Source organism: Streptomyces daqingensis (assembly GCF_014645895.1).
GTDB lineage: Bacteria > Actinomycetota > Actinomycetes > Streptomycetales > Streptomycetaceae > Streptomyces > Streptomyces daqingensis.
Window position 1 is genome coordinate 327,941 of record NZ_BMMP01000002.1, and the last position, 22,948, is coordinate 350,888.

The following is a 22,948-nucleotide window of genomic DNA, read 5'->3' on the forward strand; positions in this document are numbered from 1 at the left end:
TCGACGATTGTCAGGGACTCACTCGGGGTGAGCGCCTGTGACCGACATAGGCCCCGGGCCTGGCTCCGGCTCGGATCAGTCGAGCCGCTCGACTGCCAACCCGAGGAACCCGGCCCACGCTTCGGGCCCGACGGTGAGGACGGGACCGGCAGCCGACTTCGAGTCCCGCACGTGCACAGCGCCACCGGCCGCCGCGACCTCCACGCACTCACCGCCGCCACCACCGCTGTAACTGCTCTTGAACCATGCCGACTCCGGAAGAGCCGACTCAACTGTCTCGATGCTCATCCCACTCCCAGCAGATCTTCGACGAATGCCAGGGACTCACACGGAGTGAGCGCCTGTGACCTCAAGATGCTATAGCGCGACTCCAGTTCGTGGACCTTGCGATGACCGGAGTACATGCGGCTGTCCTCCTGTACCTCCGTGTACGCGAGCCGCTTGCCGTCCGCGGTCTCGATCACCGTGAACGGCCCATCCAGCGCAGCGTGATCCTCACGGTCGGTGGGCATCACCTGGATCTCCACGTTGCGGTTCTGCCCCGCCAGCAGGATCCGCTCCAGCTGTCCCCGCAGGACCTCCCGGCCGCCGATCGGTTTTCGGAGCACCACTTCCTCGACGACGAAACTCAGCAGCGGGGCGGGCCTTCGGGTGAAGATCTCCTGACGGGTCATCCGTGCGGTCAGCCGCTGCTCGATGACCTCGTCCTCCAGCAACGGCCGTTGTATCCGGAAGACAGCTCCCGCGTACTCGGCGGTCTGAAGGAGCCCCGGCACCGCGTGGTTCGCGTACACGGAGAGTCCGATCGCCCGCGCCTCCAACCTGGCCATGTCCCGGAAGAACGCCGGGTATTGAGCACGGGCCACCTCGTCCTTGAGCGCCTTCAGCACTCCCCCTGCTCCCAGCGCCTCGTCCGCGGAGTCGATGAACCGCGCGGGCGGAATGCGCCGTCCCTGCTCGAAGGAGGCGACGGACTGCGGCGCGTAACCCGTCCGCTTGCCGAACTCCGATCTGTCCAGACCCGCTTGGACGCGCAGCAGCTTCAACTGCCGCCCGAACGCCACCAGTACGCCTCTGCCGGGATCGTCCTCGGGCCTGGTCCCGGCCCCGGCACCGGGGCCGGCTGCTCCGGGCTCGTGCTCGTCCTGCGTCATCGCTGCCTCTGCCCCCATCGGCGACCACTCCCCGCACCCAACGCCCTCCCGCCACAAGGGTCACGCCGCGCGCCGCGTACAACGGCGGCGTCAACGCGTACAACCGGCTCCTCGCAGCGCGTCACCTCTGGTCACGCTACGCCACCGGGTGAAGCGTTGCGGGCATGACGAACGAGACGGTTCCACCGATGCGCGCCACCGCTGTCCCCGCCCGAGTGGGCCGCTTCGCGATGCGGTTCAGCTCCACACCGCGCGGCGCACGCCTCGCCCGCCGGCTGACGGGGAACCGGCTTGAGACATGGGACATCCCGTACGACAGCACCGCGCACGACGACATCGTGCTGATCGTCGCGGAGCTCGCGGCGAACGCGGTGCGGCACGGGCGGGTTCCGGGACGTGACTTCCGGCTGACGCTGACCGTGGTCGGCCCGTCGGTGCGTGTCGAGGTCTCCGACGCCCGGTCGGAGCGCGAGCCCGTGACCTCCGCCCCGTCCGGCCACTGTGACAGCGGCCGTGGCCTGCTGATGGTCGCGGCGCTCTCCGCCCGCTGGGGCTGGGGGCCGCGTGACGACGGGCCGGGCAAGACGGTGTGGGCGGAGTACCAACTACCGCACTGTGTCTGAGACTTGGCCTCCCGGCCGTGATGCGCGCGCCGGGCTCCCCCGGCGCCTCGATGTCGTGGTCCAGGATGGACACCCCCGCGGTCACGGTCGGTCCCTTCGGCCACGATGACCCCCTACTGTCAGCCCCCGTACCACCCGAACCGCTCCGCGATGACGGGCAGCCGGTCCGCCACGATGGCGTGGGCCGCGGCGCGCGGGCTCGTTCCGTCGGCCTCGGCGCGTGCCAGCATCAGGTCGATCAGCGCGCGCATCGAGCGCCGGATGTACGCGAAGGCCTCGTCCGCGTCCGCGCCGATGTCGCCGAAGAGGGTCCACCACCACCAGGCGTTGGTGCAGGAGTTGACGACGACGTCCGGCAGGACGGTGGTGCCGCGTGCGGCGAGCCGCGCCTCCGCCTCGGGCAGTACGGGCATGTTGGCGGCCTCGACCACCCAACGCGCCGTGATCTGCCGCTGGTTGACGGTGTCCACCGCGTAGGAGACAGCTGCGGGGACGAGGACCTCGGCCTCGGTGGACAGCCATGCGCCGCCCGGCAGTTCGGCGTCGCCGGGGCGCAGGGCGGCTCGGTCGACCCGGCCGTATTCGTCGCGTGCGGCGAGCAGCGCCTCCACGTCGAGTCCCGCCGGATTGGCGACGGTCCCTTCGGCGTCGGCGACCGCGACGATCCTCAGTCCGGCATGTGCGAGGAACCGGGCGGCGGAACCGCCCATGGTGCCGAAGCCCTGCAGCGCGACCCGCGTCTCCCCGTACGCCGCTCCCTCCCTGTCGAGGCCCGCGAGCACCGCTTCGGCGACGCCGCACCCGCCCGCCAGTTCGTCTAGTCCGATGCCGTCCACGTCGACGGCGAAGGCCTCGTCCAGCCGCTTCCGCGCGGCCTGTTCGTCGTCGAGCAGCGGATAGACGGCCTGGACGGTGGAGCGCAGACCGGCCTCGGCCGCCGCCGCGTCGACGGTTGCCTGGGTGAGGCCGAGGTCCTCGCCCGTCGTCCAGAAACTCTCGATGTGCGGGCGCATCGCCCGCAGGTAGCGCACGAGGACGCCGTACGCCTCGGGGTCCCGCGGGTCGCAGTCGATGCCGCCTTTGGCGCCGCCGAGCGGGATGTAGCGGGCCTGAGGGTCGTAGTGGAGGGCTTCCTTCATCGTCATGCCGCGTGCGAGACCGGCCACTTCGTCCAGGGTGCAGCCTTTGCGCATGCGCAGTCCGCCGCTGGAGACGCCGCGCACGAGCCGGTCGATGACCAAGTGACCCTGGTAGCCGGTGACATGGTCGGTCCAGGTGAGCGAGACCAGCGGAACGCGCGCGGGGAACGTGCTCGATGGCATCGACGGGGCTCCTCAAGATCGGTGACGACGGCGGGGGCGTGCGGTGGCGCCCCCTCTCGGCGTCGAGGACAGCCCATGGGCCACTTGTACACCGGACGTCCGCGAGACGGGCCGGTGCCCCTCACGCTGTGCTGCGGCGCAAGGCTCAGAGCTTCAGGCCCAGAATGTGCAGCTCAGACGCGGAGAAGCGGCGCCGCCAGACATGTACTACCCTGTACTACATGGAAGCCACGGCTCGGGAATTCAACCAGAACTCTTCGCGAATCCTTGCCGCAGCAGAAGCCGGTGAGACCATCACGGTCACCAAGAACGGTCGTCCAGTCGCGATAGTGCGCCCGTTCGAGGCGGCCGAAGTCCCGCCCTACCCCGTCGGCCCCATGGGAGACATCGAAATCCCCTCCCTGGACCTGCCGGATGTGAGCAACGACGAGATCGAGGACACCCTGCGAGGCATGGGCTCGTGACCGATGTCGTCATCGCGGACACGAACGCTCTGTACCGCCTCCTCGACCCGCACCTCGCAGGGCACGAAGAACACAAGAAAGCGCTGGGAATCATTCGGCACCTTGTGATCTCCCCGCTGGTGCTGGGAGAACTCGATTACCTCATCTCGACGAGGGCCGGGGCCCACAAGGCGATCACCGCCCTGCGCTTCATCGAGCGCTACGTCGCCACGCGTCGATTCGAAGTAGCAGAGATCGCACCGCACATGGGTACCGCCCTCGCCGTCCTTGAGGGCTACCGGGACGCGGATCAGGGCAAGGGGGTCGGCCTTGCGGACGCGATGAACGTCGCGTTGGCCGCCGCGTACCGTACGGACTCGATCTTCACCACGGACCGGCATTTCCGCCTGATGATCCCGCTCACTGGCCATCCGGCATTCCAGTTGCTGCCGGAGGACATGTAGGAGGACGGGCAGCCGCAGTGCCCACCCACGCGGACGCGTGGGGCCGGACCGCCCGTGAAGAGCGGCCCGGCCCCGCGCGCGACGGCCGGCCAGCGAGTCTCCCCGTGACCGGTTGCCCTCAGGTCCCCGCACCCGCTGGCTGGCGTCCCGCGCCGGACCCGGCGGCCGGTGCCGAGTCGCCCAGCGCGCGGAGGATCGCCTCCACGCTCTGCTTCGCGTCGCCGAAGAGCATGCTGCTGTTCTCGCGAAAGAACAGCGGGTTCTGCACACCGGCGTAGCCCGACGCCATCGAGCGCTTGAAGATGACGACGTGCTCGGCCTCCCAGGCCTTCAGCACGGGCATCCCGGCGATCGGACTGGTCGGGTCCTCCGTCGCCGCCGGGTTGACGGTGTCGTTGGCGCCGATGACGAGGACGACCGAGGTGCTCGCGAAGTCGTCGTTGATCTCGTCCATCTCGAGCACGATGTCGTAGGGCACCTTCGCCTCGGCGAGCAGGACGTTCATGTGCCCGGGCAGCCGCCCGGCGACGGGGTGCACGCCGAAGCGGACGTCGACGCCGCGGTCCCGCAGCGAGCGGGTCAGTTCGGCCACGGGGTGCTGGGCCTGGGCGACGGCCATGCCGTACCCGGGCGTGATGATCACCGAGGTCGCCCCGTCGAGGAGTTCCGCGGTCTCCTCCGCGGTGGTCTCCCGGTGCTCGCCCTGATCGGCGTCGCCGCTCGCGGGGGCCTCGATACCGAAGCCTCCGGCGATGACCGAGATGAACGACCGGTTCATGCCCTTGCACATGATGTACGACAGGTACGCACCGGAGGAGCCGACCAGGGCGCCGGTGATGATGAGCAGGTTGTTGTCGAGGAGGAACCCCGCGGCGGCCGCGGCCCAGCCCGAGTAGCTGTTGAGCATCGAGACGACGACGGGCATGTCGCCGCCGCCGATGGAGGCGACCAGGTGCACTCCGAGGGCGAGCGCGAGGACGGTGACCGCGATCATCAGACCGAGGCTGGGGGTGATCGCGAACCAGACCGTCAGCGCGGCGAAGGCGGCCAGCGCGCCGAGGTTCAGCGCGTTCTTGCCGGGGAGGACCAGCGGCTGCGACTTGATGCGCGCGGACAGCTTCAGGTAGGCGACGACGGAACCGGTGAAGGTGACCGCGCCGATGAAGATCCCGATGAAGACCTCCGCGTGGTGGATGCGCAGGAGTTCGGCGGCGACGTGCGTCTGCTCCGCGCCCTTCGCCTCGACCTGGAGGTAGCTGTTCCAGCCGACGAGCACGGCGGCGACACCGACGAAGCTGTGCAGGATCGCGATGAGTTCCGGCATCTCGGTCATCGCCACGAGACGGGCCCGCCACAGGCCGGCGGCCGCCCCGGCCGCCATCGCGACGAGGATCAGCACGGTGGCGGTCGCGGAGATGTCGACGGCGGCGACGACGACCGTGGCGACCAGCGCGAGCGCCATGCCGCAGATCCCGAAGGCCACCCCCGCACGGGAGGTCCGGTGCCGGGAGAGCCCGGCGAGGCTCAGGATGAACAGGAGTGCCGCGACGAGCTCGGCGGCGGAAGTGGTGGCGTCCATGGGGCCTCAGCCTTTCGAGAACATGCCGAGCATGCGGCGGGTGACGGAGAAGCCTCCGAAGATGTTGATGCTGGTCAGCAGGATCGCTACGAAGGACAGGACGGTGACGGCCGTCCCCTCGTGCCCGATCTGCAGCAGCGCCCCGACGACGACGATCCCCGAGATCGCGTTCGTCACCGACATCAGCGGCGTGTGCAGGGCGTGGTGCACCTTCCCGATGACGTAGTAGCCGATGACGACGGCGAGCGCGAAGACCGTGAAGTTCCTCTGCAGTTGTGCCGGTGAGACGGCGATCAGCGCGAACAGCGCCGCCATTCCCGCACCGGTGAGGGTGTGCTTGGCGGCGGGCGACAGGCCGGGCTTCTCCTCCGCCGCCGGTGCGGGGGCCTTCTCCTCCGCTGCCGCCGGTTTCGCCGCCGACACCTGAACGGGCGGGGGCGGCCAGGTCTTCTCACCGTCGCGGACCACGGTGACGGAGCGCTGGACGACGTCGTCGAAGTCCACCCGCAGCTGCCCGTCCTTCTCCGGGGTGAGCAGCTTCAGAAGGTTGACGAGGTTGGTTCCGTAGAGCTGGGACGCCTGGGCGGGAAGCCTCCCGGGGAGGTCGGTGTAGCCGACGATGGTCACGCCGTTGTCCGTGACGACGGCCTTCCCGGGGACCGTCCCCTCGACGTTGCCGCCCTGCGCGGCCGCCATGTCCACGATGACGCTGCCGGGCTTCATCGACGCGACGTCCGCCGCAGTGACCAGCCGGGGAGCAGGCTTCCCGGGGATGAGCGCCGTAGTGACGATGATGTCGACGTCGGCCGCCTGCTCGCTGTAGATCTCCGCGGCACGGCGGTTGTACTCCTCGGAGGTCTGCTTGGCGTATCCGTCGGCGGACGCCTCCTGCTCGACCTCGACCGCGAGGTACTCCCCGCCGAGGGAGCGGACCTGGTCGGCCACCTCCGGCCGGGGGTCGGTCGCGCGTACGACCGCGCCGAGGCTGGACGCCGCGCCGATCGCCGCGAGACCGGCGACTCCCGCTCCCGCCACCAGCACCTTGGCCGGCGGCACCTTCCCCGCCGCGGTGACCTGGCCGGTGAAGAACCGGCCGAAGACGTGGGCCGCCTCGACGACCGCCCGGTAGCCGGCGATGTTGGCCATCGAGCTGAGCACGTCCATCGACTGGGCCCGGGAGATCCGCGGCACGGCGTCCATGGACAGCACCGTGACGGGGCGCTGCGCGAGCTCGTCCAGGAGCCCGGGGTTGAGGCCCGGGCCGATCATCCCGATGAGCGTCGCCCCGTCCTTGAGCCGCGCGATCTCCTCCTGCGACGGCTCGTTGATCTTCAGGACGACGTCCGACTGCCAGGCGCCTCCGATGCTCGCGCCCGCCTCGGTGTACTTCTCGTCGGGAAAGCCCGAGGCCTCGCCGGCTCCGGACTCGACGACGACCTCGTAGCCGAGCTTGATGATGTGCCGGACGGTCTCGGGCGTGGCCGCCACCCGGGTCTCTCCGGCTCTCGACTCGGCGGCTACGCCTACGTGGAGCGGCTGTGGATCTGACATCGGTCTCCCTTTGCGCGGTATGGGCGCTGGGTGGTCCGTGGGGCCGGACGGCCAGCTGACGGGTCTGCTCAGGGTTCTTCTTCGTAGTGTCTGCGTGCCTGCGACGGAGAGCGAGGACTCTCCCGCAACGGGCTGCCTGCTGTCACGGGGTGGGGCGTCCGCCGGTGCCGCGGAAGCCGCTTTGGCGAGGAGGGGGCGCCGACGAGACGCACGAGCGCGTCAGCCGGTTCCGGCGGTTGCGCGCGACTGTGCGGAGGGGACGGCGACTGCCGTCGGACAAGCCCATCGGCGAGGGGAGAAGAACGGAAACCTGAGAAGAGGAGAATCCGCTGGTGCCGGTCGAGAACCGACCGGCACCGCCGCAATGAGAGTGTCCGAGGGGGGACTTGAACCCCCACGCCCTGTAAAGGGCACTAGCACCTCAAGCTAGCGCGTCTGCCATTCCGCCACCCGGACAAGGTGTATCGCCCCGGCTCTGCCGTGGCGACGGGGACAACCATACCAAGCTTTCGGATCGCTCTTCACCTCCGTAATCGCCGAGTGAGCGGCGCCCCGGCAGACAGTCGCCGGGCCGCCGTGCGGGCGGGCGGTCAGGCCGCCGCCTGCGGGGATCCGGCCTTCGGCCGGGTACCGCCACCGGGAAGGCCGCCGGGCGGTCTCCCGCCGGGCCGGCCGTCGGTGACGGCGTGCACGAGGAGTTCGCCCCCGGCGAAGGCGCCGGGCCGGGAGCGGGGTCTGTTGCGGTCGGTCCTGGCCGCCCGGATGCGGGGGGCGAGCCGGTCGTACAGCGCCCCGTCGTCGGTGGACAGGGTCGCGGTGAGGGCGTCGTCCCCGGCGTTCATCCCGGCGACGAGCTCCGCCTCGGAGTCGGCCAGGACGACGGTGCCGACCGGGCCGGCGGACTCCCCGCGGCGCAGCGGCGAGGAGGGCGGCGGCGAGAGCAGCGCCGTGGGCGGCAGGTAGGCGGAGGTGTCCTGCCCCGGAAGGAAGCGGCCGTCCGCGAGGGTGCCCTGGTAGAGGGGCACCGCACCGTGCTCGACGGCCTCTTGTGTCCGGGCTGCCAGCTCCGCGGCGGTCGCCGCGTCGATCAGCGGGCCGAAGTCGAGTTCCGGCAGGTAGTCCTCGGGGTGCGCCACCGCGAGCGGATGGCCGAAGCGCACGGAGCGGACGGCGGCGAGGTAGGCGTCGAGGAAGCCCGCGAAGAGGCGTCGCTGCACGACGAACCTGGGGCAGGAGCCGCCGCGTTGCTTCGCGTGCTCGAACGTGCCGCGGATGAGCGGGGTGAGGGCCTCCCAGTCCGAGTAGTCCCAGACTCCCCAGGAGTTCAGCCCTTCCGTCTCCGCGATGTGCCGCTTGCCGGCGTCCGCGGCCGGCGCCGTGTCTCCTCCGCCGGCGAAGGAGAAGCAGCCGATCTCCGGTGCGCGCACGAGGTGTCCGGTCACTTCCGGGTCGTCGCCGCCGACGAGGGTGAGCGGCAGCCCTTCGCGTGCCGCGAGGGCGCACGCCAGCGTCAGCCCGGCGGCTCCCCCCTCGGCCGGAGCCCTGGCGATGACGGCGTTGCCGGCGAGCGCCTGGACGAGCATGGCGCGTACGAGCACGCTCATCGGGTTGTTCCAGCCGGGGAGGTTGCTCACGGGGCCGGGCAGCGGCGTGCGGCCGTCGAGCATCGTGTCGATCCGGTCGACGTACCAGCGCACGCCGTCGACGGCCCTGTCGACGTCGGCCCGTGCGAGCCGCCACGGCTTGCCGATGTCCCAGACCAGCAGCAGCGCGAGCAGTTCGCGGTGTTCGGCGAGGGCGTCGAGGGTCGCGGCCACGCGGGCCCGGCGTTCGGACAGTGCCACGTGGCGCCAGGCGCGGTGCTGGTCCAGGGCGGCGGAGACGGCCTGGCGCGCCGTGCCGGCGTCGAGCGACGGCGGTGCGCACACCCGGGTGCCGTCGACGGGGCTCGTGGCCTGCCGCGACGCGCCGCCCGCCTGCCAGCCGCCGCGCCACAGGGCGAACACGCGGCCGTCGTCGGCGAAGGCCTCCGGCGCGAGCTCGCGGCAGCGCCGCCACACGTCGCTCCAGGCGGTGCCGGGTTTGAGCGCGAGGGTGGGCGGGGTGACGGGTGCGGATGTGGGTCGGTGGCCCATCGCGGTCTCCGCTCTCGTTGCAGTACGGGGCGGGTTGTGGGGGGTTGCACGCGAACATCCCTCATTGCACGGGGAACGCCCGGTGTTATTACTGGACAGTAGCGAGTCGGGGGCGGCTGGTCACCGGTCTTCGCAGAGGTATGCGCAACGTCACGTCCACCGGGGCGCCGGCCGTGCGGCCGGCGCCCCGGCAGCGGGGGACGGGGGCGGACCCGGATCCGGGCCCGGGCGTCAGGAGAGCCGGTCGAGTACCAGCCGCGCCGTGCCGGTCGGCGTCTCGCCCACCCGTACGCCCGCCGCCTCCAGCGCCTCCTTCTTGGCCTGCGCCGTGCCGGAGGAGCCGGAGACGATCGCGCCGGCGTGCCCCATCGTCTTGCCCTCCGGAGCGGTGAAGCCGGCCACGTACCCGATGACGGGTTTGGTGACGTTCTCCTTGATGAAGGCGGCGGCCCGCTCCTCCGCGTCGCCGCCGATCTCACCGATCATCACGATCAGATCGGTCTCGGGGTCGGCCTCGAACGCTTCGAGGCAGTCGATGTGCGTGGTGCCGATGACGGGGTCGCCGCCGATGCCCACGCAGGAGGAGAAGCCGATCTCGCGCAGCTCGTACATGAGCTGGTAGGTGAGGGTGCCGGATTTCGAGACCAGCCCGATGCGGCCCGGCTCGGGTGCGATGTCGGCGGGGATGATGCCGGCGTTGGACTGCCCCGGGCTGATGAGCCCCGGGCAGTTGGGGCCGATGATGCGGGTGCCCCGCTCCTGCGCGTACGCGCGGAAGGCGACGGCGTCGTGCACGGGGATGCCCTCGGTGATGACGACGGCGAGCGGGATCCCCGCGTCGACGGCCTCGTGAACGGCCGCCCTGGAGAAGGCGGGTGGCACGAACAGCACCGAGACGTCGGCGCCCGTCGCCTCCCGCGCCTCCGCGACCGAGCCGAAGACGGGCACGGAACGCCCGTCCACCTCGACGTCCTGGCCCGCCTTGCGCGGGTTGACGCCGCCCACGATGTCGGTGCCCGCCGCGAGCATCCGGCGCGTGTGCTTCATGCCCTCCGCGCCGGTCATGCCCTGGACGATGACCTTGCTTGCCTTGCTGAGGAAGATCGCCATCGGTGTCCCGCCTCCCTATGCGGCCGCGGCAGCGGCAGTGGCCAGTTCGGCGGCACGCTGGGCGGCGCCGTCCATGGTGGTCCGCTGCTCCAGCAGCGGGTGGGGGTTCTCCTCGAGGATCTCGCGGCCGCGGACGGCGTTGTTGCCGTCGAGGCGCACGACGAGCGGCTTGGTCAGCCGGACCTGGTCCAGGGCCTGGGTGATGCCCTCGGCGACGGCGTCGCAGGCGGTGATGCCGCCGAAGACGTTGACGAGGAGCGACTTCACGTCCGGGTCGCTCAGGACGAGGGAGAGGCCGTCGGCCATCACCTGCGCCGAGGCTCCCCCGCCGATGTCGAGGAAGTCAGCCGGCCTGGCGCCGCATCCCGCGACGACGTCGAGCGTGGACATCACCAGTCCCGCGCCGTTGCCGATGACGCCGACCTCCCCTTCCAGCTTCACGTAGTTGAGCCCCTTGGACGCGGCCTCGGCCTCCAGCCGCCCGCCCTCACCGCCGGACGGCACCTCGGCGCTCTCGCCCCAACGTGCCTGGCGGAAGCGGGCGTTGTCGTCCAGGGTCACCTTGCCGTCGAGGGCGACGATGGAGCCGTCGCCAGTACGGACGAGGGGGTTGACCTCGACGAGCAGCGCGTCCTCCGACTCCAGTACGGTCCACAGCTTGCGCAGGACGGGGGCGACGTCCTCGGGGAGTCCGGCCTCGGAGACGATCCGGTCGGCGACTTCGGGCGTCACGCCGCGGGCGGGGTCGACCGGGACGCGGGCGACGGCTTCGGGGCGCGCCGCCGCCACCTCCTCGATCTCCATCCCGCCCTCGGCTGAGGCGATGGCGATGAAGCCGCCCGCAGCGCGGTCGAGGACGTAGGAGACGTAGTACTCCTTCTCCACGTTCACAGGGCTGGCGAGCATGACGCTGTGCACGGTGTGGCCCTTGATGTCCATGCCCAGGATCTGACGCGCGGTGATCTCGGCCGCCGCCGCATCGGCTGCCTTCTTCACCCCGCCGGCCTTGCCCCTGCCTCCTGTCTTCACCTGTGCCTTGACCACGACGCCGTGCCTGTCGGCACCGAGCCTTCCGGCCGCTTCCCGCGCAGCTCGCGCGGTGTCCACGACCTCGGCTTCCGGTACCAGGACGCCGTGGCGATCGAAGAGTTCCCTCGCCTGGTGCTCGTAAAGGTCCACATGTGCTCCCTGGTCGATCTTCGAAACGATCGGTGCACGCCCCCTGGACATCGCCCAGTCGATGCGGGATAACAAGGTTCATACAGTATTCGTCGACTGTATGCAATCTGCTCTGACCGTGCTCCACACCCGACGAAGGGACTCGATACGCCATGCCCGACGACAGCCAGGACAGCCAGGAAAGCCAGGAACTGATATCCGGCGGGCACCTGGTCGCCAAGGCGCTCAAGGCGGAGGGCGTGGAGGTCATCTACACGCTCTGCGGCGGCCACATCATCGACATCTACGACGGCTGCGTCGACGAGGGAATCGACGTCGTCGACGTACGCCACGAACAGGTAGCGGCGCACGCCGCGGACGGCTACGCCCGGCTCACCGGCAAACCCGGCTGCGCCGTCGTCACCGCGGGACCGGGCACGACCGACGCCGTCACCGGCGTCGCCAACGCCTTCCGCGCGGAGTCGCCCATGCTGCTCATCGGCGGCCAAGGGGCCCACACGCAGCACAAGATGGGCTCCCTGCAGGACCTCCCGCACGTCGACATGATGGGGCCGATCACCAAGTTCGCCTCCACCGTGCCCGACACGGCCCGGGCCGCGGACATGGTCTCGATGGCCTTCCGCGAGTGCTACCACGGCGCACCCGGGCCCTCCTTCCTGGAGATCCCGCGCGACGTGCTCGACGCGAAGGTCCCCGTCGAGAAGGCCAGGGTCCCCAAGGCCGGCAACTACCGGGCCTCCACGCGGCAGCCGGGCGACCCGGACTCCGTGCAGAAGCTCGCCGACCTGCTGGTGCAGGCCGAGCGCCCGGCGATCCTGCTCGGCAGCCAGACCTGGACGTGCCGCGCGACGGACGCCGCAACGGACCTGGTGCGCACGCTGAACGTCCCCGCGTACATGAACGGCGCGGGCCGCGGCACCCTGCCGCCCGGCGACCCGCACCACTTCCAGCTCTCGCGGCGCTACGCCTTCTCCAACGCGGACCTCATCATCATCGTCGGCACGCCCTTCGACTTCCGCATGGGCTACGGCAAGCGCCTCTCCCCCGACGCGACGGTCGTCCAGATCGACCTGGACTACCGCACCGTCGGCAAGAACCGCGACATCGACCTGGGCATCGTCGGCTCCGCCGACCTGGTGCTCTCAGCCGTCACGCAGGCCGCCTCCGGACGCATCAACGGCGGCGCCGAGAAGCGGAAGGCGTGGATCGAGGAGCTGCGCAGCGCCGAGCAGACCGCACTGGAGAAGCGGCTGCCGCAGCTGCGTTCGGACGCCTCGCCCATCCACCCGTACCGGCTGGTGAGCGAGATCAACGACTTCCTCACCGAGGACTCGCTCTACATCGGCGACGGCGGCGACATCGTCACCTTCTCCGGCCAGGTCGTGCAGCCCAAGGCGCCCGGCAACTGGATGGACCCGGGACCGCTCGGAACGCTCGGCGTGGGCGTGCCGTTCGTGCTGGCCGCCAAGCAGGCCCGTCCGGACAAGGAGGTCGTCGCGCTCTTCGGCGACGGCGCGTTCTCCCTGACCGGCTGGGACTTCGAGACGCTGGTCCGCTACGACCTGCCGTTCGTGGGCATCGTCGGCAACAACTCCTCGATGAACCAGATCCGTTACGGCCAGAAGGCCAAGTACGGAGAGGCACGCGAGCGCGTCGGCAACACCCTCGGCGACGTTCCCTACGACCAGTTCGCGCGGATGCTCGGCGGCCACGGCGAAGAGGTCCGCGAACCCTCGGAGATCAGGCCCGCGCTGGAGCGCGCCCGCGCGTCCGGCAAGCCGTCCCTGGTCAACGTGTGGATCGACCCGGACGCGTACGCGCCCGGAACCATGAACCAGACGATGTACAAGTGAGGTGACTGCTGTGACCGACGTGACGGATACGACCGGCACGACGACAGTGACCGAGAAGGCACTCGACGGAATCCGCGTACTGGACATGACCCACGTCCAGTCGGGCCCCTCCGCCACGCAGCTCCTCGCCTGGCTCGGCGCCGACGTGATCAAGCTGGAGGCCACCTCGGGGGACATCACCCGCAAACAGCTGCGGGACCTCCCCGACGTGGACTCCCTCTACTTCACGATGCTCAACTGCAACAAGCGCAGCATCACGCTCAACACCAAGTCCGACCGCGGCAAGGAGCTGCTGACGGAGCTCATCCGCCGCAGCGACGTGCTGGTGGAGAACTTCGGCCCCGGGGCCGTGGACCGGATGGGCTTCACCTGGGACCGCATCAAGCAGATCAACCCGAAGCTGATCTACGCCTCCATCAAGGGCTTCGGCGAGGGCCCGTACACCAGCTTCAAGGCGTACGAGGTCGTCGCGCAGGCCATGGGCGGCTCGATGTCGACGACCGGCTTCGAGGACGGGCCGCCGCTCGCGACCGGCGCGCAGATCGGCGACTCGGGAACCGGTGTACACACCGTCGCCGCGATCCTCGCGGCGCTGCTCCAGCGTGAGCGCACGGGCCGGGGACAGCGCGTCAACGTGGCCATGCAGCACTCGGTGCTCAACCTGTGCCGCGTCAAGCTGCGGGACCAGCAGCGGCTGGCGCACGGCCCGCTCGGCGAGTACCCGAACGAGGACTTCGGCGACGAGGTGCCGCGCTCGGGCAACGCATCCGGCGGCGGCCAGCCCGGCTGGGCCGTCAAGTGCGCGCCCGGCGGCCCCAACGACTACGTGTACGTGATCGTGCAGCCCGTCGGATGGGAGCCGCTGACGAAGCTCATCGGCCGCCCCGAACTCGCAGACGACCCGGAGTGGAACACCCCCGAGGCGCGCCTGCCGAAGCTCGGCAAGATGTTCCAGCTCATCGAGGAGTGGTCCTCCACGATGCCCAAGTGGGAGGTGCTGGGCGCGCTCAACGCCCACAACATCCCCTGCGGGCCGATCCTTTCGACGAAGGAGATCGTCGAGGACGAGTCCCTCGCCGCCAACGGGATGATCGTCGAGGTCGAGCACCCCGAGCGCGGCTCCTTCACCACCGTCGGCTCCCCGATGAAGCTCTCGGACTCCCCCGTGGAGATCACCCCCTCACCGCTCCTCGGCGAGCACAACGAGGAGGTCTTCATAGGCGAGTTGGGCCTCAACGAGGAAGAACTGGCGCTGCTCAAGACGAACGGAGTGATCTGACCCATGGCGCAGCACAACGACAGCGCCGGCAAGCCGGACAAGGACGCGGTACGTGCGGTGCTGGACGCCGCCCGCGCCGAGGGACGCACGGCGCTGACGGCCCCCGAGGGCAAGCGGGTCGCCGACGCCTACGGCATCCCGGTACCGGACGAGGGCCTCGCCGAATCGGCCGACGAGGCCGTGCAGTTGGCGGACAGGCTCGGGTTCCCCGTCGTGATGAAGATCGTCTCGCCGGACATCCTGCACAAGACCGACGCGGGCGGCGTGCGCGTAGGCGTCTCCTCCTCCGCCGAAGTGCGCAGCGCGTACTGCGAGATCGTCGGCAACGCCCGGAAGTACGACGCCGACGCGAACGTACTGGGCGTGCAGGTGCAGCAGATGGCCAAGCCGGGCCAGGAGGTGCTGGTCGGCACCGTCACCGACCCGACGTTCGGGAAGGTCGTCGCCTTCGGGCTGGGCGGCGTACTGGTGGAGGTCCTCAAGGACGTCACCTTCCGGCTCGCTCCTGCCACGACCGAGGACGCCATGTCGATGCTGGACGGCATCGGGGCGGCGGAGATCCTCAAGGGCGTGCGCGGCGGCGACCCCGTCGACCGCGACGCGCTGGCACGGGTCATCGTGGCGGTCTCGCAGCTCACGCACGACTTCCCGGAGCTGGTCGAGGTCGACCTCAACCCCGTCTTCGCGTCGTCCGACGGCGCGACGGCCGCCGACATCCGCATCCTGCTGACGGAGGACGAGCCCGCCGAGCGCCGGCGCTACACGCCGGAGGAGATCCGCGCCTCGATGAAGCGGCTGATGCAGCCGAGCTCCGTCGCGGTGATCGGCGCCTCCAACGAGCAGGGCAAGATCGGCAATTCGGTGATGCGCAACCTCGTCGACGGCGGATTCCCCGGGGAGATCCACCCGGTGAACCCCAAGGCCGACGAGATCCTGGGGCGCAAGGCGTACAAGTCGGTCGCCGACATCCCCGGCGAGGTGGATGTGGCCGTCTTCGCCGTCCCGGCGAAGTTCGTGCCCGACACGCTGGAGGCCGTCGGAGCCAAGGGCATTCCCAACGCGGTGCTCATCCCGTCGGGTTTCGCCGAGACGGGCGAGCAGGAGCTGCAGGACAAGATCGTCGCCATCGGCGAGAAGCACGGTGTGCGGCTGCTCGGGCCGAACATTTACGGCTACTACTCGACGTGGCACGACCTGTGCGCCACGTTCTGCACGCCCTACGACGTCAAGGGCGGTGTGGCACTCACCTCCCAGTCGGGCGGCATCGGCATGGCCATCCTCGGCTTCGCCCGCAGCACCAGCACCGGTGTCTCGGCGATCGTCGGACTCGGCAACAAGTCCGACCTGGACGAGGACGACCTGCTCACCTACTTCGCGGACGACCCGAACACCGAGTGCATCGCGATGCACCTGGAAGACCTCAAGGACGGGCGGGCGTTCGTGGAGGCGGCACGGGAGACCGTGCCGAAGAAGCCGGTCGTCGTGCTCAAGGCGGGCCGCACCAGCGCGGGCGCCAAGGCGGCCGGCTCCCACACGGGCGCTCTGGCCGGCGACGACGCCGTCTACGACGACGTCCTGCGGCAGGCCGGCGTCATCCGGGCGCCCGGCCTGAACGAGATGCTGGAGTACGCGCGGGCGCTGCCCGTGCTGCCCACCCCGCAGGGTGACAACACCGTCATCATCACCGGCGCGGGCGGTTCGGGAGTCCTGCTCTCGGACGCCATCGTCGACAACGGAATGTCTCTCATGGAGATCCCGCCGGACCTGGACGAGGCGTTCCGCGCCTTCATCCCGCCGTTCGGCGCCGCGGGCAACCCGGTGGACATCACCGGAGGCGAGCCGCCTTCCACGTACGAGGCCACCATCCGCCTCGGCCTGGAGGACCCGCGTATCCACTCATTGGTCCTCGGCTACTGGCACACGATCGTCACTCCGCCCATGGTCTTCGCGGAGCTGACGGCCCGGGTCGTCGCCGAGGCACGGGAGAAGGGAATCGAAAAACCCGTCGTGGCCTCCCTTGCTGGCGACGTGGAGGTCGAGGAAGCATGCGCGTACCTCTTCGAGCGAGGGGTCGTCGCCTACCCGTACACGACTGAGAAGCCCGTGGCCGTACTGGGAGCCAAATACCGGTGGGCACGAGCGGCGGGGCTCCTGTAGGGGCCGTGCAGCGGGACCGTTCCGCGGTGGCGGGGGCCAGCTCCCCGCCGCCGCGGCGGGACCCGGGACCGGGGCGGGCTCCGCAACCCGCCCCGCCGTACCCCGGGCGCGCCTGAAGCGGCACCCGCGACAACGCACCAAGCAAGAGATCCGGACAGGGGGCGCTGGCCAGACTCTCTCCACGCAAGGGGTGCAGCACATGACAACAACAGAAGCACCAACGGCCCTCCCCTACAGGGAGGTGACCGACAAGAACGGTCGGACCTACCGCATAGGCGAGACCGACGTCGACATCATGGGACGGCATCGCCGGTGGATGGTGATCCTCCCCTGGGTCGGCATGATGGGCATCTCGTCGGCCGAGTACGCGTTCGCGTCCGCCGAGTCGACCCTCCATACCGCGCACGGCTGGAACAGCGCCCACATCTTCTGGATGATGGGCATCTGGGTCCTCTTCCAGGGAGGCGTGGCCTTCCCGGTCGGCAAGCTGCGGGAGAGCGGGCGCTTCCCCGCGCGGCAGGCCATGATGTGGGGCGCGCTGGGCACGTTCATCGGCTATCTGGCGCTCGCCTACTCGCCGAACGTCGTCATGGCGTACATCGGGTTCAGTGTCTTCAGCGGCATGGGCGCCGGGGCGGTGTACGCGACCTGCGTCAACATGGTGGGCAAGTGGTATCCGGAGCGCAGGGGCGGCAAGACCGGCTTCGTCAACGGCGGTTTCGCCTACGGCTCCGTGCCGTTCGTGTTCATCTTCACCGGCTTCATGGACGTGAGCAACTTCCGCTGGGTGCTGATCTCCGTCGGCGTCTTCCTCGCCGCGGTGGTCGCCTTCGCCGGCTCCTTCTTCAAGGACCCGCCGAAGAACTGGTGGCCCTCGCACATCGACCCGCTGAAGGCGCCGGACGACCCGCGTGCACGCCGCGCGCTGCAGAAGAACCCGCCGGCGGTCAAGCAGTACTCCGCCAAGGAAGCGCTCAAGACGGGCCGCGTGCCGATCATGTGGTTCTGCCTGCTGTGCACGTCCGGTGTGAACATCTTCGGTATCGCCTTCCAGGTGCCCTTCGGCAACGAGATGGGCTTCGCGGGCGGGATCGTCGCCACGGCCATGTCCCTGAAGGCCATCGTCAACGGCACCGGGCGCGGCGTGATCGGCTGGCTGTCCGACCGGTACGGCCGCAAGCAGTGTCTGCTCTTCGTCTGCGTCGTGCTGGGACTGTCGCAGTTCGGCATCCTGCTCTCCGGCGAGGCGAAGTCGATGCCGCTGTTCCTGCTCTGCTCGATGATCTCGGGCTTCGGCGGCGGCGCCATCTTCCCGATGTTCGCGGCACTGACCGCGGACTACTTCGGTGAGAACAACAACGCCACCAACTACGGCATGGTCTACAGCTCCAAGCTGCTGTCCGGTATCGCGGGCGCCGGCCTGGGCTCCATGGTCGTCAGTGCCTGGGGATTCGGCGGCGCCTTCTGGCTCGCGGGCAGCACCTCTCTCCTGGCCGGTGTCGTGGCACTGTTCCTGCACCAGCCGGGCAGGCCGCGCAAGTCCTCGATCAAGCCCAACCCCCAGCCGATCAGCAGGGAAGTGATCTGACCGGGCAGGGACGCAGACGGCTGCCGGGCCACCCTCTCCTCAAGGGTGGCCCGGCAGCCGTCTGTCCGGGTATCCCCACGCGGAGCGTGCCCGCTGCCGCCCGGTTCCCTGTACACGTCCGGGTGGCCCCGATATCCTGGAACGTTCTGCGCATCCGTGCGGAACGTGTGCCGAACTCCCCTGCGGTGTACGCCGGTTGGCCGCGCCGCCGGGAGCAGGCACACCGGGACGCGCCCGTCCTCGCGGCGGGTGCCGCACCGGCCGGGCCGCGGCCGGTGCCGCGGACGAGGAAGAAGGTGTGGCCGTGCGATTCCGAACCTGGCCGCCCGCCCGGAGAGTCCGGGAGCACGGGCGGCGGTTCCGGAAGGAACACGATGTCCCGTACGGACAAGACCAAGCCCCTGCGGGTGCGCCACGCGGAGCACGACCCCCGGCCGGTGCACGACCACCGCTACGGCGCGTGCGATCTGCCGGCTGACCCGATGTCACAGGGTGCGGAGACCCGCTGCCGGTGGGAGGACCCCGCGGCCCACCTCTTCTCGGGCGGCTGCTGCGCCGGGTGCAAGGTGCGCTCCCACATCAGGGAGTGGCAGGAGTGGAAGAAGGCCGGCAACCGCAAGGAGCGGTACGCGGGCCGCCGGGAGGCCCGCCGTCTCGCGGCCGAAGCGAGGCGCGGAGGGGGCGAATGAGGGCCGGCCGATGAGAACCGCGGCCGGCTGACGCCGGGAAGCCGGACTGACCGGTGACTCGGGGGGGGCGGGAACGGGCGCCTGCGCCGGTTCCCGCCCCCAGCCGCGACGGCGTCAGGCAGTACGTGCGCCGTCGCGCCGTACGCCGGTGCGCGTACAGCGCTGCTGCCTCACCGGCACGGCGTGCGGGCCGCCCGCTCACGGCGGACGGCCCGCACCCGCGGGCCTCAGCCCCCGGTCCTCTTCAGCGACCGCAGATGGGCTGCGGACCGGCGTGCCGTCCTGAAGGAGTCGGCCGGATTGTCGTGCTCCACCTGCCAGTTGTGGTTGCGGCCGCCCCGCGCACGGGTGACCTTCCCGATGAACCGCCGGTAGTCGATGTCCCCGTCGCCGACGTCGACCATGCGGTAGCCGTCCTCCGACGTCTCGTCGTGCTCCCCGTCCTTGACGTGGAAGAGGGGGTAGCGCTCCGGCTGCGCCAGCACGTACTCGACCGGCTCGAAGGGGGCGGGCTTTCCGTCGGGACGGACGCTGAAGCGGTACTTGCCCGCGAACGCCCAGTAGATGTCCATCTCCAGGTACACCAGCTCCGGATCGGTCTCCGCGAGGAGGACGTCGTACAGGCGCACGTCCGGCCGGTCCTCGGCGAAGCCGAACTCCATCTGGTGGTTGTGCTGGTAGAACTTCAGGCCGCGTCGCCTCGCGGCCGCGCCGTACCGGTTGAAGTCCTCCGCGGCGCGCTTCCACGCGTCGACGGTCCTGCCGTACCGGTCGGGACCGGCGGCGGTTCCCACATGGGGCAGGCCGAGTTCGGCGGCGTCGTCGAGCACCTTCTCCAGCTGCGTGTCGAAGGTGTAGTCGTCCGGGTCGTCGGAGTAGTAGCCGACGTGGCTGCCGATGCCGCGCAGCCCGTACTCCCGCAGCAGACGCCGCAGCTGCGCCAGCGAGATGTCTCCTGTGCCCTGGGTGTAGCCGGCGAACTCGACCTGCTCGTAGCTGTGCCGGGACAGCTCCTCGAAGACGGCGGCGAAGCCCAGGGACTGGACCTTGTCGCGGAGCGTGTAGAGCTGGATGCCGAGGCGGCCCTTCGGCAGCAGGGGGCCGCACCGCCCCGCGTCCGCCGCCGAGGGCGCGGCCGCCTGCGCGGTGCCCGCGCCGGCGCCGAGCAGCGAGGCGGCGGCCGCCCCTGCGGCGACGCCCAGGAAGCCGCGGCGGCGCAGGCGGTGTACGAGTTCGGGGTCGTGGGGTGTGCTTCTCATGTGGGCTCTCCCAGAGCGAGGTCGACGAGCAGGGACTTGATCTCGGTTGCGGCGAGGGCGCCGTCGGCGGCACCGGGCCGGGAGCAGATGAACACCGGTCCCTCGTCGGTGCTTTCGGGGAGCCGGCCGTGGCTGCCGCGTACCGGTGACGGGTCGAGCGGGACGACGGCCATGCGGTAGCGCATGCCGGTCTTCTTCCGTGCCAGCGCGGTCGCGGCGCGCAGCCGCACGTACGGGTCGCGCGGGTCCATGAACAGCTCGGCCGGGTCGTAGCCCGGCTTGCGGTGGATCTCCACGAGCCGGGCGAAGTCGGGTGCCCGGGCGTCGTCGAGCCAGTAGTAGTAGGTGAACCAGGCGCCGGGCTCGGCGACGGCGACGAGTTCGCCGGAGCGCGGATGGTCCAGTCCGTGGTCCTTCTTGCCGCGCTCGTCGAGCACTTGGCCGATGCCCTCCAGCCCTTCGAGGGCGTCGCGGACGGAGGGCAGGTCGGCGGGGTCGCGTACGTAGACGTGCGCGATCTGGTGGTCGGCGACGGCGAACGCCCGCGACGTCGTGGGGTCCAGGTACTCCATGCCCTCCTGGGTGTGCACCTCCAGCAGCCCGGCCCGGCGCAGGGCGCGGTTGACGTCGACGGTGCGGTCCACTGCGGTGATGCCGTACTCGGAGAGCACGACGACGGTGCGGCGCTCGGCGCGGGCGTCGTCGAGCAACGGCGCGAGTACGGCGTCGAGTTCGGCCGCGGCCCGGTGGGAGCGCGGGTCGTCGGGCCCGTACCGCTGGAGGTCGTAGTCGAGGTGCGGGACGTAGGTGAGGACGAGGTCGGGACGGCGGGTGCGCATCAGGTGCCGCGTGGCGCCGGTGATCCACCGGGACGAGGCGATGCCGGCTCCCGGGCCCCAGAACTGGAAGAGGGGGAACGTGCCCAGTTCCCCGGTGAGTTCGTCGTGCAGGTCCGGGGGGCGGGTGTAGCAGTCGGGCTCCTTGCGGCCGTCGGCGTAGTAGACGGGGCGCGGGGTGACGGTCCAGTCCGTGCCGGCCCCCATCGCGTACCACCAGCAGACGTTGGCGACGGTGTAGCCGGGGTGCCGGGCCCGGGCCGCGTCCCAGAGCTTCTCGCCGCCGACGAGCGCGTTGTGCTGGCGCCACAGCAGCACCTCCCCCAGTTCGCGGAAGTACCAGCCGTTTCCGACGATGCCGTGGCCGGAGGGCTCCAGGCCCGTGAGGAACGTGGACTGGGCCGCGCAGGTGACGGCGGGCAGCACGGTGCCGAGCGGCACGTGCGTGCCCTCCCCGGCGAGAGCGCTCAGGGCGGGCATGTGCGTCAGAAGCCGGGGGGTGAGCCCGACGACGTCGAGGACGAGCAGCGGCTGCGGTTCCTGCGTCACGGCAGCTCCTTGAGGCCGAGGTCGATGAGCATCTCGCGGGCGGCGTCCAGCTCCGCGGCGATGCCGTCGGCCAACTGGGCGCGGGTGCGGGGTCGTTGGCCCTCGGGGAGGGCCTGCCATGTGTAGGTCTCCACCTCCAGGTGGCGCGTGAGCGGCACGGGTCCGCCGACGAGCCGTCCCAGGGCCGAGCGCAGCACGTCGAGCGTGGAGCTCAGCGGCGCCGGGGGCGGCGCGTGCAGCGGCATGTGGAAGTGGGACCTCCAGGGAACGCCGGGGGGCAGGGCCCCGGGCCGGAGCGCTTCGCCGAGGTCGTCCACGGCGAGTACGCCGGCGTCCGTACCGGCCCGGGTCTGGTGCAGGAAGCGGGGTTCGGCGAAGGCGGAGAGCGCCTCCAACGTGCCCTCCTCATCGGGACATTCGGCGTGCAGCGCGGCGGACAGCTGGCACTTGACGACGGGTACGTGGGCGGCGGAGAGAGCGGCGAGCGCCCCCTCGGGGTCCTCGAACTGCGTCGCCAGATGGCAGGTGTCGACGCACACCCCCACCCGGTGCGGCGGCGGCGCTCCGGGCCCGGTGAGCGCCGCCACGGCGTCGTCCGTAGTCTCGACGGTGCATCCGGGTTCCGGTTCGATTCCCACGCGGATGCTGCGGCCCGTCAGCTCCTCCAGCGCGTCCAGCCGCCCGGCGAGGGCGCCGAGGGCGTCGAGGGCGGTGCGGCGGCGCTCCGCGGTGAAGCCGGTCCGCCATGCCAGCGGCAGGGTCGAGACGGTGCCCTCGACCGCGTCATCGGGCAGCAGCGCCGTCAGCAGCCGCGCCAGGTCCGTGGTGTGCTCCAGCCGTTCCGGCTCCGTCCAGTCCGGCCTGTAGACGCGGTACTTGACGTGCTGGTCCCCGAAGCCCCGGTAGGGGAAGCCGTTGAGCGTCACCACTTCCAGGCCGCGCCGGTCGAGTTCGCCGCGCAGCGAACGCAGCGCCGCCGGGTCGGCGGTGAGCGCGCGGGCCGCGTCCCTGGCGAGCCAGAGGCCGATGCCGAGCCGGTCGCGGTGCAGCCTGCGCCGCACGGGTTCGGCGTACTCGCGCAGCTGGTCCACGACTCCGGCGAGGTCTTCGGCGGCGTGCACGTTGGTGCAGTAGGCGAGGTGGACGGTCGTACCGTCGGGATGGCGGAAGCGCACGAT

19 protein-coding genes and 1 tRNA gene are annotated in these 22,948 nt (G+C 70.6%); 8 read left to right on the top strand and 12 right to left on the bottom strand.

Annotated features, from left to right (window positions below):
- Positions 1-75: 75 nt before the first annotated feature.
- Together IEY56_RS03840 and IEY56_RS03845 are read right to left on the bottom strand one after the other, a co-directional pair.
- Positions 76-288 carry a DUF397 domain-containing protein gene (locus tag IEY56_RS03840; RefSeq protein WP_189035615.1) on the bottom strand — a complete coding sequence of 71 codons (213 nt, stop codon included), beginning with the start codon at positions 286-288 and terminating at the stop codon, positions 76-78.
- Positions 285-1,172, bottom strand: coding sequence for a helix-turn-helix domain-containing protein (locus IEY56_RS03845; protein ID WP_229711585.1), 888 nt, complete (start codon positions 1,170-1,172; stop codon positions 285-287). Before IEY56_RS03845 ends, IEY56_RS03840 begins: the two co-directional genes overlap by 4 nt.
- A gap of 146 nt (positions 1,173-1,318) precedes the next feature.
- Between IEY56_RS03845 and IEY56_RS03850 the strand changes: the two genes are divergently transcribed.
- A complete protein-coding gene (locus IEY56_RS03850) occupies positions 1,319-1,777 on the top strand; it encodes an ATP-binding protein (RefSeq protein ID WP_229711586.1) in 459 nt (152 codons plus the stop codon).
- A 119-nt stretch (positions 1,778-1,896) separates the two neighbouring features.
- On the opposite strand, the gene IEY56_RS03855 is transcribed toward IEY56_RS03850, so the two are convergent.
- A complete protein-coding gene (locus IEY56_RS03855; RefSeq protein ID WP_189035616.1) occupies positions 1,897-3,099 on the bottom strand; it encodes a Glu/Leu/Phe/Val dehydrogenase dimerization domain-containing protein in 1,203 nt (400 codons plus the stop codon).
- A gap of 221 nt (positions 3,100-3,320) precedes the next feature.
- On the opposite strand from IEY56_RS03855, the gene IEY56_RS03860 reads away from it, so the two are divergent.
- Both IEY56_RS03860 and IEY56_RS03865 read left to right on the top strand, forming a co-directional pair.
- The gene (locus IEY56_RS03860) at positions 3,321-3,563 is read left to right on the top strand and encodes a type II toxin-antitoxin system Phd/YefM family antitoxin (protein ID WP_189035617.1); all 243 of its coding nucleotides are present in this window, start codon (positions 3,321-3,323) and stop codon (positions 3,561-3,563) included.
- Complete coding sequence (locus IEY56_RS03865; RefSeq protein WP_189035618.1) at positions 3,560-4,006, top strand: PIN domain-containing protein; 447 nt, start codon at positions 3,560-3,562, stop codon at positions 4,004-4,006. Before IEY56_RS03860 ends, IEY56_RS03865 begins: the two co-directional genes overlap by 4 nt.
- A gap of 118 nt (positions 4,007-4,124) precedes the next feature.
- On the opposite strand, the gene pntB is transcribed toward IEY56_RS03865, so the two are convergent.
- From pntB to sucC, 6 genes are all read right to left on the bottom strand, one after another.
- Positions 4,125-5,585, bottom strand: a complete 1,461-nt coding sequence (gene pntB / locus IEY56_RS03870) for a Re/Si-specific NAD(P)(+) transhydrogenase subunit beta (protein ID WP_189035619.1) — start codon at positions 5,583-5,585, stop codon at positions 4,125-4,127.
- Positions 5,586-5,591: 6 nt separating this feature from the next.
- Positions 5,592-7,136 (bottom strand): Re/Si-specific NAD(P)(+) transhydrogenase subunit alpha, encoded by a 1,545-nt coding sequence (locus IEY56_RS03875; RefSeq protein ID WP_189035620.1) that lies wholly within the window; start codon positions 7,134-7,136, stop codon positions 5,592-5,594.
- A 371-nt stretch (positions 7,137-7,507) separates the two neighbouring features.
- Positions 7,508-7,592, bottom strand: a tRNA-Leu gene (locus IEY56_RS03880).
- A 134-nt stretch (positions 7,593-7,726) separates the two neighbouring features.
- Positions 7,727-9,271 carry an aldehyde dehydrogenase family protein gene (locus IEY56_RS03885; protein WP_189035621.1) on the bottom strand — a complete coding sequence of 515 codons (1,545 nt, stop codon included), beginning with the start codon at positions 9,269-9,271 and terminating at the stop codon, positions 7,727-7,729.
- A gap of 231 nt (positions 9,272-9,502) precedes the next feature.
- Positions 9,503-10,381 carry a succinate--CoA ligase subunit alpha gene (gene sucD / locus IEY56_RS03890; RefSeq protein ID WP_189035622.1) on the bottom strand — a complete coding sequence of 293 codons (879 nt, stop codon included), beginning with the start codon at positions 10,379-10,381 and terminating at the stop codon, positions 9,503-9,505.
- A gap of 15 nt (positions 10,382-10,396) precedes the next feature.
- Positions 10,397-11,560 carry an ADP-forming succinate--CoA ligase subunit beta gene (gene sucC / locus IEY56_RS03895; protein WP_189035836.1) on the bottom strand — a complete coding sequence of 388 codons (1,164 nt, stop codon included), beginning with the start codon at positions 11,558-11,560 and terminating at the stop codon, positions 10,397-10,399.
- A gap of 152 nt (positions 11,561-11,712) precedes the next feature.
- Here sucC and IEY56_RS03900 point away from each other — a divergent pair, with 152 nt between their 5' ends.
- From IEY56_RS03900 to IEY56_RS03920, 5 genes are all read left to right on the top strand, one after another.
- Positions 11,713-13,413: a thiamine pyrophosphate-binding protein gene (locus IEY56_RS03900; RefSeq protein ID WP_189035623.1), complete on the top strand. Its 1,701-nt coding sequence runs from the start codon at positions 11,713-11,715 to the stop codon at positions 13,411-13,413.
- 46 nt (positions 13,414-13,459) lie between these two features.
- A complete protein-coding gene (frc, locus tag IEY56_RS03905; protein WP_189035837.1) occupies positions 13,460-14,692 on the top strand; it encodes a formyl-CoA transferase in 1,233 nt (410 codons plus the stop codon).
- 3 nt (positions 14,693-14,695) lie between these two features.
- The gene (locus IEY56_RS03910) at positions 14,696-16,849 is read left to right on the top strand and encodes an acetate--CoA ligase family protein (RefSeq protein ID WP_189035624.1); all 2,154 of its coding nucleotides are present in this window, start codon (positions 14,696-14,698) and stop codon (positions 16,847-16,849) included.
- A 199-nt stretch (positions 16,850-17,048) separates the two neighbouring features.
- A complete protein-coding gene (locus IEY56_RS03915; RefSeq protein ID WP_189035625.1) occupies positions 17,049-18,437 on the top strand; it encodes an OFA family MFS transporter in 1,389 nt (462 codons plus the stop codon).
- Positions 18,438-18,811: 374 nt separating this feature from the next.
- Positions 18,812-19,126: a hypothetical protein gene (locus IEY56_RS03920; protein ID WP_189035626.1), complete on the top strand. Its 315-nt coding sequence runs from the start codon at positions 18,812-18,814 to the stop codon at positions 19,124-19,126.
- A 227-nt stretch (positions 19,127-19,353) separates the two neighbouring features.
- Here the strand turns inward: IEY56_RS03920 and IEY56_RS03925 are convergent, their stop codons facing one another.
- The 3 genes from IEY56_RS03925 to eboE are packed head-to-tail and all read right to left on the bottom strand — an operon-like array spanning position 19,354 to position 22,945.
- The gene (locus tag IEY56_RS03925) at positions 19,354-20,385 is read right to left on the bottom strand and encodes a sugar phosphate isomerase/epimerase family protein (RefSeq protein ID WP_189035627.1); all 1,032 of its coding nucleotides are present in this window, start codon (positions 20,383-20,385) and stop codon (positions 19,354-19,356) included.
- Positions 20,382-21,770, bottom strand: a complete 1,389-nt coding sequence (locus IEY56_RS03930; protein WP_189035628.1) for an alkaline phosphatase family protein — start codon at positions 21,768-21,770, stop codon at positions 20,382-20,384. The genes IEY56_RS03925 and IEY56_RS03930 overlap by 4 nt, the downstream gene beginning before the upstream one ends.
- Positions 21,767-22,945 (bottom strand): metabolite traffic protein EboE, encoded by a 1,179-nt coding sequence (eboE, locus tag IEY56_RS03935; protein WP_189035629.1) that lies wholly within the window; start codon positions 22,943-22,945, stop codon positions 21,767-21,769. Before eboE ends, IEY56_RS03930 begins: the two co-directional genes overlap by 4 nt.
- Between the last annotated feature and the right edge of the window lie 3 nt (positions 22,946-22,948).

Excerpts from the sequence above, each read along its gene's own strand:
- IEY56_RS03840 (WP_189035615.1), bottom strand. The coding sequence starts at position 288 with ATGAGCATCGAGACAGTTGAGTCGGCTCTTCCGGAGTCGGCATGGTTC.
- IEY56_RS03845 (WP_229711585.1), bottom strand. The coding sequence starts at position 1,172 with ATGGGGGCAGAGGCAGCGATGACGCAGGACGAGCACGAGCCCGGAGCA.
- IEY56_RS03850 (WP_229711586.1), top strand. The coding sequence starts at position 1,319 with ATGACGAACGAGACGGTTCCACCGATGCGCGCCACCGCTGTCCCCGCC.
- IEY56_RS03855 (WP_189035616.1), bottom strand. The coding sequence starts at position 3,099 with ATGCCATCGAGCACGTTCCCCGCGCGCGTTCCGCTGGTCTCGCTCACC.
- IEY56_RS03860 (WP_189035617.1), top strand. The coding sequence starts at position 3,321 with ATGGAAGCCACGGCTCGGGAATTCAACCAGAACTCTTCGCGAATCCTT.
- pntB (WP_189035619.1), bottom strand. The coding sequence starts at position 5,585 with ATGGACGCCACCACTTCCGCCGCCGAGCTCGTCGCGGCACTCCTGTTC.
- IEY56_RS03875 (WP_189035620.1), bottom strand. The coding sequence starts at position 7,136 with ATGTCAGATCCACAGCCGCTCCACGTAGGCGTAGCCGCCGAGTCGAGA.
- IEY56_RS03885 (WP_189035621.1), bottom strand. The coding sequence starts at position 9,271 with ATGGGCCACCGACCCACATCCGCACCCGTCACCCCGCCCACCCTCGCG.
- sucD (WP_189035622.1), bottom strand. The coding sequence starts at position 10,381 with ATGGCGATCTTCCTCAGCAAGGCAAGCAAGGTCATCGTCCAGGGCATG.
- IEY56_RS03900 (WP_189035623.1), top strand. The coding sequence starts at position 11,713 with ATGCCCGACGACAGCCAGGACAGCCAGGAAAGCCAGGAACTGATATCC.
- IEY56_RS03910 (WP_189035624.1), top strand. The coding sequence starts at position 14,696 with ATGGCGCAGCACAACGACAGCGCCGGCAAGCCGGACAAGGACGCGGTA.
- IEY56_RS03915 (WP_189035625.1), top strand. The coding sequence starts at position 17,049 with ATGACAACAACAGAAGCACCAACGGCCCTCCCCTACAGGGAGGTGACC.
- IEY56_RS03920 (WP_189035626.1), top strand. The coding sequence starts at position 18,812 with ATGTCCCGTACGGACAAGACCAAGCCCCTGCGGGTGCGCCACGCGGAG.
- IEY56_RS03925 (WP_189035627.1), bottom strand. The coding sequence starts at position 20,385 with ATGAGAAGCACACCCCACGACCCCGAACTCGTACACCGCCTGCGCCGC.